The organism is Mycoplasma sp. AC157 (genome assembly GCF_054343415.1).
Window position 1 is genome coordinate 11,273 of the sequence record NZ_JBTGVE010000008.1, and the last position, 10,769, is coordinate 22,041.

Consider the following 10,769-nt stretch of genomic DNA (forward strand, 5'->3'; position numbering starts at 1 on the left):
GAAAAATTATTTAATTTTTAACTCATTTAAAATAGATTGAAAAGAAATTTTATTCAAAAAACAAAGCAAAATTATTTTATTTTTTAAAATTTTTGTCTTGATATTATATTCAATTTATTTTACAATAAACTATGTATTTTTTAATAATTTTATAAAACTCAATAATTATAGTCATATCAATTTAGAAAGCAAAGTTCTGTTTTCAGTGACTTATTGATTTTTTAGTTTTGTATCTTATTTATACTTATTTAAAATTTACACTGGTGTACAATTACATTTGTGAAAAATTAAGTATTATTTTATATTTGCTTCTTTGTTTCTTCTAACTTCTATTGCATTTTTTGGTTTATCTTTATTTTTATACATTAATGTTGATACTTTCAGTAAAGAGAAGTTTACCTTTAATTTAAATTTAGCAGTTTATTTACTTTTATATGTAATAGTTTTAAATTGTGCTTACAATTTTTACAACTACTTTATTTTTAAAAAAAATGATGTAAAACTAAAACTTAAATATAAATGAACTATTTATTCTTACGTAAGTAAATTTATTTATTATTTTGCTTTTTTAATTTTTTATATTAACTTTTCTCTATATGTAGAAAAAACTGGAATAAGTAATATCGCAAATTATCCTTTTTTCCACTTTTTAATAAATGATTGAAAAATATCAGATTTTGTTTTAAAAACTTTATTAATTATTGGTTTATGTATAACTCTTTTTCCTTTTGTTTATAGTTTTTTCAATTTTTGGGAAATAAAAGCAAAAAATAAAGATTTTAATAAGCTATTTTTATGAATTTCAATAATTTCAATGTTTTTAACCTTGCTTTTATTTTTCATTCAGTTTGCTACTCATTTCCATTTCAAAGCGTGAAATTATATTTATTTAGGTTTTAGTATTGTAATAATTTTAATTTACTATTTTTTAGTCTTAAATTTTAAAAACATTTTTAAAACAGATCAAATAATAAAAATTTTTACTTTATGCTCAATATTTCTTTTATGAATGTTATTTTATTTAATAAGAATTCTTTTTGATTTTAATTCATCTAAAAATGTTTCTGGAATTCAAATTACTGATATAAATCTTTTTATAAATGGTATTTCTAACTTTTTAATCTTAGTTTTATTTTGTTTAAAGCATAGAAAGTGAGATTTATTTAAAAGGTTATTTGTTAGATTATTTGTTAACTTTTTTACTTTAATAATTACAATTGTCTTTTATTTAAAAAATAACAATTTATTTTATTTAATTAATGAGTTTTTAAATATTGAAGTTTTATTTTATTCTATTATAATTTTTTATATACTATTTAATATTTTGTTGTTATCTTTTTACAATTTATTAATTTTAAAATCAACAAAAAAAGGAGTTAAAAATGTTTAATTTTTTAAAAAAAGAAGAAAGAGAATTTAAAAAAATCCGTAGTGAACTAAAGAAAAATAACGATTATTTTTGAATTTTAGAAAATTACAATAAATTTATAAATGATAATCAAACAGTGCATTTAAAAGACATTTTAAACAATATAAAACTGCTTTTAAATTCAAAAGAAGAAATTGAAAACTTTGATTCTTTTTTTAAAATTTATGAAAAAAGTTTTTTTGAAAAAAAAGAAATTGATTTTGGTCTTTTTTCAATTATATGAATGAAAAACGATAAATTTATTTTCCCAACAATAAAAAAAGATAACATTTTTTTACAAGAAAAATTAGATTTTTCAAACAATGAAATTTTTAAAAATATTCAGAACATTTTTACTGAATATGTTATTGATGTAATTCAAAAAGAAAAAAAGTTAGTTTTAATTGATGGAATTATTATTTATTTTAACAAAGATGAAAACTTTGAATTATTTTACAATGAAAAACAAATTAAAAGAGTAAAAAATGAAATCTAACAACTCAAATTCACTTAAAGTTTTTGAAAATCTTCATGCAACAACTAAAATTAGTAGATTAAACACAATTTTAAAAATTTCTAATATTAATAAAGGTTTTGAAGAAAAAGTTTTTTCTTCAATTAATGTAAAAAACATTCTTTTTTCAATTGAAAATAGATATAAATTAAACTCTTTTTTCTTTAAAAAATCTAATAAAGAAAAAAATAATTCCAAACTTTGAATTTATGTTTCTGAAAAAATAGAATTAAATTATCTAAACTATAACAACATAAATGATGAACTATTAAAAAAGTTTAACTTTAAGAAGGATTTTTTAATTACAATTGGTATTGAAGCTATAAATTTTGCAAACAAAAATAAAATTATTCCTATTTTTCAAACTGAAAATACAAATGAACAACAAATTTATGAACTGGAAAAAATTATTTCTGAAATTTATGGAAATAAAATTGTCTCAGAAGTAATTTTTGTTTTAAATTCCAATAGAATTAAAGATAATTCCATCACAATTTTACCTATTGATAAATTTAATTTTGATTTAAATAATTCAACTAATTTCCAGCAAATTTCTTTTACAAATGAACATTTAATTTTTCCTGATATTTTCAATTTTATTAAAAATCTTTTTTTAATTTATTTAAACTCTATTGTTCCTGCTTTAATTTATGAATCATCTTTTTTTAAGTTAAAACAACAATTAATTCACGAAACAAGAATATTAAAAGAAATTGAAAAAAATATAGAAAATATCAAAATTAAAACAAGGGAATTAAAAAGACAGAACTTAACGGAAGAAATTGTGTTATTATCACAATTACCAAAGGAAAATTATGAAGAGTAAAGTTTTAACCAGTTTATGATCAAAAAATCTTATTTTTAAAAAAAAGAAGTCTTTTTTTAATGTAAATATTATTAAAAGTAATAAAATTATAGAAATGTTTTCTGAAAGCAATATTAACATTTATATTCCAAAAGAAAAAAACTATTTTTCATTTAAAGAAAATGTTTTTTGTTCTTTAGATAATGCAATTATAAAAATTAGAAATAAAGAAAATATTATTAAGCTATTTTTAGTAGATAAAACAATAATTAAAAATGATAAAAATTCCAAAACTTTAGAAGTAATAGTTTTTAATTATATTAAGCAACTTTTTTCTATTAAAAATGATAAAATTAAATTAAAAGAAATTAAAATTAAATATAAACAAGCTAAAAAAAAGTATAAAAAGGTTTTTAGACAAAGTAAAGTAGGTATGGATATTAATGATATTCTAACAAAATATAAGGTTGTTGAAGAATATGAAATTTTAAAAATAATGAAAGGATCGAAGATATATTTTAAAGATGAAAAAACGAAATAAATTTAAATTTTTTAGAAGATTATTAATATCAACTTTGCCCATAATTCCTGTATTTTCATCAATTTCTTTATTAAGCAACAATGAAATTGATGAAATAGATAATTACAAAACAGAACAAGTTGATCATATCCTTTCTACTTTAAAAAATAAAATTGCTAAATTATATACTCAAAGCTTACAAGAATTAAAAAATTCTTTTCCAACTAAAGCGGAATATGAAAAAAATAGATATTACCAAATTCTTAATAATAATTTTTCTATTATCGAAAATTCTCTTAAAAGTTATATTAATAATGACTTTGATTTTCTAAAACAAGAAACTTATCTGTCTAGAAATTCCATTTCAAACGAAGAATCCAAAATCATCAATACTCTCTCAAAAGATGAAAGATTAAACATTTTATCTTCTTTTTTAAATAGAATAAATAATGTTTATATTAGTGATTCCAATTGATTAACTAATCCCGGTAATTTCCCTATTTATGGTTACGATTTCAACTTAGATGATAAAGAAATAACTGATGTTGAAAAAACTAAAATTAATAGTATTATCTTTAATTTAGAAAATCAAGTTAGAAATTTCAATGGTACAGATTTTATTGCATATAATATTCAAGAAAAGCTAAGAGAACATATTTATAGAGATAGAAATATCTTAATGCAAGCTAGAAATGAAAATAAATTAGGAATAATAAAAATTAAACCAGAAGCTCTTGAAAAAAGTGCATTCAATTTAAAGAAAAATGATATTTATATTGAAAAGCCTAATCCAGAATTTAAATATACTGATGAATTTATTGTAAAAGATCCTGAAATTACACAATCAAATAACGGTAGAACTATTGACATAAGAGCAAAAATTAATTTAAATAACGTTTTTCTATTTTTTGATGAACATTTCGAATTTAAATACTCATTTTTTGAATATGAAAATTTATTATTAAATAACTATTACAATAATTTAATTGAACAAAAAAGAATATACTTAAAAGATACATCAAAAAATAAAAATTTCGATGAAATAACCGCTAGTGATTTTTATAGTTTTGATCCAAATGATAAATTTAATTTTGAAATAAATTCAATAGAAAAACATATTTTGGAATCAGAAAGAAAAGATGTTTTAATCAATTTTACATTAACAAGTAAAATTGATACTAATTCTTTTGAAATTATTGCTCCAAATCAGCATTATTTATTCCAAAAAAAAGGGAAATTCCTTTATGAAAATATTTTATTAAATAAAGTTCAAGATATTAATTTAGCTGATGAATTACCTTTAAATTTAACAGATAAAGGAAAAGAAATAACAGCTTCTAACGCAAGATTCTATAGTCCTTTAGAACAAATTGCTTATGTTTCAGGTGATACTAAAGGTTTTGATTACAAAATTAAAAAAATAGTAAAAAAAGCTGATAGTGATGGAACAATAGGGATTGCAGAAGTTCAAATAAGCAATGGAGAAGAAACAAAAAATTATTTTACAGAAGTAACCGGATTTAAAAAGGAAGAAAAACATATTAACCCTGATAATCCTGAATTTACTCAAGAAGACAAAGATAACATTTATAATAATATGTTTAAAGAAAATGTTGATATTTTTAATAATTTTTTAAATAAAGAAGATTTACATAATTTAACAGAAGAGCAAAAAGCAGCATTATTTGCTTCTGCATTTCTTTTTTCTGAAAATAATATAAAAAATAATATTTCTAATGTTATAGAAGAAGTTGAAAATAATCCTGATTTTTCAAACTTAACTAAACAAGAAAAAACAGAAAAAATAGAAGAAATTTTAAAAAATGATTACAAAGAGTTATTTGAAAACAATAAAAATCTTTTAGATACAGCTATAGGAGCTGCTATTGATGGCAAAGCAGAAAAAATAAAAAATATTCTGGAAAATAATAATAAAATTGACTCTGAAATTGCAAAATCTATTTTAGACAAACTTGAATTACAAAAAAACGAAATTAAAGATATTCTTAAAAAAGAACCTGATCCAATTTTTGACGAAAAAATTAAAAATATAGTTGAACAAATTGATGATCAAACTAAAAAAATCCTTGCAGATAATGCAGCAAATTTTATTAAAAATTTAAATCCTTTAGAAATTAAAAAGGTTAAAAACTCTGTAGAACTCGGTATTTTATGATCTATAGTAACTGTAGGTTCTATTGTTTCTCTTGCAAGTTTAATGACTATTTTATTTTTAATTTTTAAAAGAAATAAAAAAATAAAACAAAAATTAACTTTACTACTTTCTTCTGGTGTTTTAGGTAGTTCAACTCTTGTTTTTGTGATTTATATATTATTAGAATTGATGAGGTAAAATGAAAAAAAATAATCCAATTGTAAAATCGATAAATAACTTTTTAATTAAAGTTGAAGGTGATTTTAATTACGAACAAAATCAATTTTTTAAAATCAATAAAGATCTTTATGGTTTTTTACTTTCTGCAAGTCAAGATAGAGCTGATTTAATTATTTCTAATCCTAACACTAAAATTGAGTTAAATAAAGAAATAGAACCTATTTTATTTGACAAAATAGAAACAAATAGTGGTTTTTTTGGAAAAATAATTAATATAAAAGGTGAAATTTTAAATAAAAATTATAAAGAAAATAACAATATTATTTCTTTTGGAAAATCTGAAATTTTTAAAACTGCAAGAGGAATTAATGAAAGAAAAAAAATAAATCAACCTTTATTTACAGGATATTTTGGAATTGATTTATTTACTCCAATAGGAAGAGGTCAAAGACAACTAATTGTTGGTGATCGAAAAACGGGAAAAACCCATTTAACTCTCTCTTCCATTATCAACAATTGCTCTGATAATAACATAAGATTTATTTATGCTTCCATTGGACAAAAAAATAGTTCTATTTCAGAAATTTATGAAATTTTAAAAAATAATGGTTGCTTAGATAAAAGTATCATTATACACGCTGAATCAGATAATTCTTATGATCAATTTTTATTACCATATGTTGCAATGGTTCATGCTGAAAATTTATCTAAAAATAATTTTGATGTTATTTTAATATTAGATGATTTAACTAAGCACGCAAATATTTATAGGGAAATTTCTTTATTATTGAATAAACCAGCAGGTAGAGAAGCATTTCCTGGAGATGTCTTTTTTACTCATTCTAAATTATTAGAAAGAGGTGGAAATTTTAAAGATGAAGGTTCTATAACTGTTTTTCCTATTGTGGAAACAAATTCTGGCGATATTACTTCTTTTATATCTTCCAATATAATTTCAATTACCGATGGGCAAATTGTAATAAGTAGTGAACTATTTAATTCAGGAATTATTCCGGCTATAAATTATCCAATTTCTGTTTCTAGAACAGGAAGTTCAGTTCAAAATAAACAAGTTTCTGAATTATCAAAAGAGTTGACTAAAGTCTATAATAACTATATAAAAAATCACAATCTTAATGATATTAAATTTAATCTTTCAGATACCTTTACTAAAACTTTAAATCAAGGTAAAAATATTGAAAAAATATTAACTCAAAAAGGTTTTAATAATTATCTAAACACAGGGGAAATTATTTTATTTTCAAAACTAGTAATTTGAAACATTTTAGATGCTAATGAAGACAATCAAGACTTATTTGAATTTATTTTCAGTTTTTTACAAAAAAACAAATGAGCTAATAAAATTTATAATAAACTCATTTGTTCAGAATTTGTAGATGAATTTCATTTTAAAAATTTTATAATTAATGCAATTAATGATTTTTACAATTATAAAGGAATAACAAAGAAAATTAGTCAAGAAATAAATTTTAAAAAAATAAATGAAAATGAAATGAAAGAGTATTTAGGTGAATAAAATGAATGGAAAAATTTCAAAAATTTTAACAGATGCAGTAGAAATTCAATTTGATATTGAAAACGATTTTTCAAATAATAATCTAGAAATTGGAAAAATAATTAGTGATTTAAAAGAAGAAAATATTTTACTTGTTGAAAAAATAATTTCCAATTCTGTTGTTAGAGCAATTATCATTCACAATCCAACTAAGTTATTTATTAATCAAGAAGTTATATTGCAAGATAAAAAACTCCAAGTTCCTGTAGGTTTAAAAACTAAAGGAAACATTTTTAATATTAAAGGAGAGTCTTTAAATCAACCTAAATCAAAATTCAAAATGATAGATTTGGATTCAACAATTACAAAAGTTAAATTTGAAACTAAAAACAAGTTATTTTTAGAAACAGGAGTAAAATGTATTGATTTTTTTATTCCTATTTTCAAAGGAACTAAACTTGGAATTTTAGGAGGAGCTGGAGTAGGGAAAACAGTTTTAATGAAAGAATTAATCTTTAACTTATCTTCACAAAAACTTAATAATAAATTGACTTCTATTTTTATAGGTTCTGGTGAAAGAACAAGAGAAGGTCAAGAATTACTAGATGAATTAAAAGAATCTAATTTACTGGAAAAATCTATAATTTTCATTTCACAAATGAATGAAACAGCTGGTTCAAGAAATAAAATAGTTCCTATGGGAATAACTGCAGCTGAATATTTAAGAGATGTTGAAAAAGAAGATGTTTTACTTTTTATTGATAATATTTATAGATTTATTCAAGCAGGTAATGAGTTATCTTCTTCACTTGGAAAAAAACCGTCAGCTGTAGGTTATCAACCAACACTAAATTCCGAAGTTTCTTATATTGAAGAAAGACTTAATGAAAATGAAAATGGTGGAATAACTTCTTTTCAAACAGTTTTTTTACCTATGGATGATATAAATGATCCAGGTTCCATTGCTGTTTTTAGTCATTTAGATTCTGTTTTAGTTTTATCAAGAGAAATAGCATCTAATGGTATCTTTCCAGCTTTTGATCCACTAAAATCTAATTCAAGTTTATTAACAATTGAAAATATTGGAAAAAGACATTTTGATGCACTTACAGAAACTAAAAAAATTCTTCAAAAATATGAAGAATTAAAAGATATTATCCTTATTTTAGGTTTAGAGCAACTGGATAATGAAAACTGAATAATAGCAAGAAAAGCTATGCAATTAATTAATTTTTTTAGTCAAAAATTAAGAACAGCAAGTAATTTTACAAAAGAAAAAGGAGAATTTATCTCTATTGAAAAAACTATTAGTTCAGTAGAAAAAATTGTTTCAGGAACTTATTTAAATATCCATCCAAAAGAGTTTTTATACATTAATTCAACAGAAGAAATTGATTTAAAATTAGAAAGGTTAAACTAAATATGATTTTAACTCAAATAATAGTAGGAATATTAGCTATTATTATTACGCCTTTTTCAACTGTTCCACAACTTTATAAAACTTTTAAAACTAAACACGTTGGTGTAGTGAGTTTTACAACTTTTTGAGTATTGTGATTAAGTTATATTTTTTGAATTTTTTATTCAATTTTTAAAAATGAAATTTCTATTTTCATTTTCATAGCTTCATTTGTAGATTTAAGTTTATTAAGTTTACTGATTGTATTATTTTACAAATATTCCAAAAAACTAAATTACATTTATATTGCCATTTTTCTGTCGTTTTCCTATATTTTAGTAATTATTTTAACTATTTTAAGTAGTCTTAAAATAATCTCATTCAATAACAATATAGTAAATTCAATTTTAATAAATGCTGCAAGTTTTTGCATTTCATTTGCATCATTGCCACAATTAATTAAAGGATTATTTTTCAAAAAAATGAAAGGGTTATCATTATTTTATAAATCACTTGTTTTAACTGTGGAAATTTTATGATTTACCTATTGATTAATTGCTGGATTGATTACAATTTATAATTTAGACGGTGGCATTGCTATAAGTATTACAGAAATGATTCAACTATTAATTTGATCCAGTTTTGCAATTATTACTAATTCATTAGTGATTTTGATGATTTTAATAAAAAATAAAAAACATAGCAAAAATGAACATATTTCAAACTAAATTGAGAAAAAATGATAAAATTTTTTATTATGAAAAAGATAGTACAAGTAAATATAGAAATCCCAAAAGGATCAAATATAAAATATGAATATGATAGAAAAACCAATCAAATTATAGTAGATAGAATTTTAAGAGATGGTTTTAGATATCCAGCTAATTATGGTTCTTTAAGAGAAGCGCTAGATTGAGACGGAGATGAATTAGACGTATTAGTTTATTCAGATGAATCATTTTTTAGTGGTTCTGTATTAAATGCAAGAATAATTGGAGCTATGAAAATGATTGATGATGGTGAAACAGATACAAAATTAATAGCTGTTCATGAAGATGATTACCGTTTAGATCACATTCAAAAATTAGAAGATTTACCAAAATGATGATTAAGAGAAGTAGAATTATTTTTTAGCACATACAAAAATTGAAAAAGATCAGGAATTACTTCTGTAAATGGTTTTGAAGGAATTGAATATGCTATTCAAGAATACAATGAATGTGTTGAATTAATGAATGAATATTCTCATTTACCAAAAGAAGAATTTATTAAATTAATGAAAGAAAAACATCCTGAAAAATACGAATAAAAGCACATTAAAAAACTTTGATGATAGTTTTTTAAATAATAAAGTAAAAATAATTGCAGGTTGCGATGAAGTTGGTCGTGGTTGTGTAGCAGGACCAGTTGTTGCAACCTGTGTTATTTTAAAAACTGAATTTGATAGCAATCAAATAACTGATTCTAAAAAAATTCCTAAAAACAAACATAAAGAACTTGTAGACTTAATTATAGAAAATTCATTAGAATATCACACAATTTTTATAGACTCTCAAACAATAGATGAAATTAACATTTTAAACGCAACAAAAGAAGCAATGAAAAAGTCAATTGAAAAATTTAACACAAAAATTGATTTAGTTTTAACTGATTTTGTTAAAATTGATTCTAATATCAATCAAGAAAATATTACCAAAGGTGATTCTAAATCGTTATCAATTGCTGCTGCTTCTTTAATTGCTAAATATACGCGAGATTCCTTTATGAAAGAAATTTCCAAAGATTTTCCAGTATATAATTTTAGTCAAAATTCAGGTTATTTAACAAAAGAACACAAAGAAGCATTAAAAAAATTTGGTTTTTGTTCAATTCATCGAAAAAGTTTTGAACCTATCAAAAGTATGCACAACAAAATAAAAATTTTTAAATAATTTCATTTTGTTGTGTTAAAATTTAAATATAGACAAAAAATAAATAATATTTTAGAAAGGTATTATGGAAAAAATAACTGTTGTTATATCTGATCCAATTGGATTACACGCAAGACCAGCTTCAAAAATTGTTTCTGTTTCTTCAAAATTCAAATCAGATATTAAAATCATTACATCTGCAGCTTCTGCAAACGCTAAATCAATTATGAATATTATGTCTTTAGCTATTAAACAAGGACAAGAAATTTCAATTGAAGCAGAAGGTGAAGATGAAAAAGAAGCTATGGAAGCTTTAAAAACTACAATGGTCGAAAATAATTTAATCTAAAAATTGTTTTTGT

General features: G+C 21.5%; 10 protein-coding genes. All 10 read left to right on the plus strand.

Features of this window, described 5'->3' with window-relative positions; translation table 4 throughout:
* Positions 1-1,382 precede the first annotated feature (1,382 nt).
* The 10 genes from ACXX84_RS02025 (at position 1,383) to ACXX84_RS02070 (ending at position 10,756) form a co-directional block, all read left to right on the plus strand.
* Complete coding sequence (locus ACXX84_RS02025) at positions 1,383-1,904, plus strand: MSC_0623 family F1-like ATPase-associated protein (RefSeq protein ID WP_458559411.1); 522 nt, start codon at positions 1,383-1,385, stop codon at positions 1,902-1,904.
* Entirely contained in the window at positions 1,894-2,748 is an 855-nt protein-coding gene (locus ACXX84_RS02030) for an MSC_0622 family F1-like ATPase gamma subunit (RefSeq protein WP_458559410.1), read from the plus strand. The genes ACXX84_RS02025 and ACXX84_RS02030 overlap by 11 nt, the downstream gene beginning before the upstream one ends.
* The gene (locus tag ACXX84_RS02035) at positions 2,738-3,268 is read left to right on the plus strand and encodes a hypothetical protein (RefSeq protein ID WP_458559409.1); all 531 of its coding nucleotides are present in this window, start codon (positions 2,738-2,740) and stop codon (positions 3,266-3,268) included. Before ACXX84_RS02030 ends, ACXX84_RS02035 begins: the two co-directional genes overlap by 11 nt.
* The gene (locus ACXX84_RS02040; RefSeq protein WP_458572805.1) at positions 3,252-5,600 is read left to right on the plus strand and encodes a hypothetical protein; all 2,349 of its coding nucleotides are present in this window, start codon (positions 3,252-3,254) and stop codon (positions 5,598-5,600) included. Before ACXX84_RS02035 ends, ACXX84_RS02040 begins: the two co-directional genes overlap by 17 nt.
* Position 5,601: 1 nt before the next feature.
* Positions 5,602-7,119: an MSC_0619 family F1-like ATPase alpha subunit gene (locus tag ACXX84_RS02045; protein ID WP_458572806.1), complete on the plus strand. Its 1,518-nt coding sequence runs from the start codon at positions 5,602-5,604 to the stop codon at positions 7,117-7,119.
* 1 nt (position 7,120) lies between these two features.
* Entirely contained in the window at positions 7,121-8,518 is a 1,398-nt protein-coding gene (locus ACXX84_RS02050) for an MSC_0618 family F1-like ATPase beta subunit (RefSeq protein ID WP_458561074.1), read from the plus strand.
* A 2-nt stretch (positions 8,519-8,520) separates the two neighbouring features.
* Entirely contained in the window at positions 8,521-9,225 is a 705-nt protein-coding gene (locus ACXX84_RS02055) for a PQ-loop domain-containing transporter (RefSeq protein WP_436359154.1), read from the plus strand.
* A gap of 29 nt (positions 9,226-9,254) precedes the next feature.
* Positions 9,255-9,806, plus strand: a complete 552-nt coding sequence (locus tag ACXX84_RS02060) for an inorganic diphosphatase (protein WP_436359153.1) — start codon at positions 9,255-9,257, stop codon at positions 9,804-9,806.
* 52 nt (positions 9,807-9,858) lie between these two features.
* A complete protein-coding gene (locus tag ACXX84_RS02065; protein ID WP_458561080.1) occupies positions 9,859-10,428 on the plus strand; it encodes a ribonuclease HII in 570 nt (189 codons plus the stop codon).
* 64 nt (positions 10,429-10,492) lie between these two features.
* The gene (locus tag ACXX84_RS02070) at positions 10,493-10,756 is read left to right on the plus strand and encodes an HPr family phosphocarrier protein (RefSeq protein ID WP_436359152.1); all 264 of its coding nucleotides are present in this window, start codon (positions 10,493-10,495) and stop codon (positions 10,754-10,756) included.
* The last annotated feature ends 13 nt before the right edge of the window (positions 10,757-10,769 follow it).